The 433-nt window shown below is 40.6% G+C and carries 1 protein-coding gene; it reads left to right on the top strand.

The window, feature by feature from the left end; genetic code table 11:
• Nucleotides 1–84: 84 nt before the first annotated feature.
• Nucleotides 85–433: AAA family ATPase (locus tag J7R10_RS08855; RefSeq protein WP_208436492.1), on the top strand; the 349-nt coding region annotated here is incomplete at its 3' end.

Here is a 433-nt window from a genome sequence, read left to right as displayed (position 1 = left end):
CCTTTTATATGAGACTACAGTATTGATCTATGCTTTTGTATTATCAAAATGTACGCATAAAGAACTTCGAAGTTGGAAATATTCATGGAAAATGTACCGGTAGAAACAGCCTATCGTGTTCTTGCTCGTAAATATCGACCCCAAAACTTCTCTGACCTTATTGGTCAGGAAGCTATGGTGCGTACTCTCACCAACGCCTTTGAAAAAGGTCGTATTGCACAAGCGTGGATGTTAACAGGAATTCGTGGAGTAGGAAAAACCACAACAGCACGCATTTTAGCGCGTGCGCTCAACTACAAAACAAAAAATATCGACCAACCCACTATTGCACTTAATACACTTGGTGAACATTGTGCACAAATTATTGAAGGCCGCCATATTGATGTTATAGAAATGGATGCTGCCTCGCACACTGGTATTGACGATATTCGTG

The organism is Bartonella vinsonii subsp. berkhoffii ATCC 51672 (genome assembly GCF_902825225.1).
Taxonomy (GTDB): Bacteria; Pseudomonadota; Alphaproteobacteria; order Rhizobiales; family Rhizobiaceae; genus Bartonella; species Bartonella berkhoffii.
Note: the sequence above shows the minus strand (reverse complement) of the source record. Positions and strands in the feature narration are given on the sequence as shown.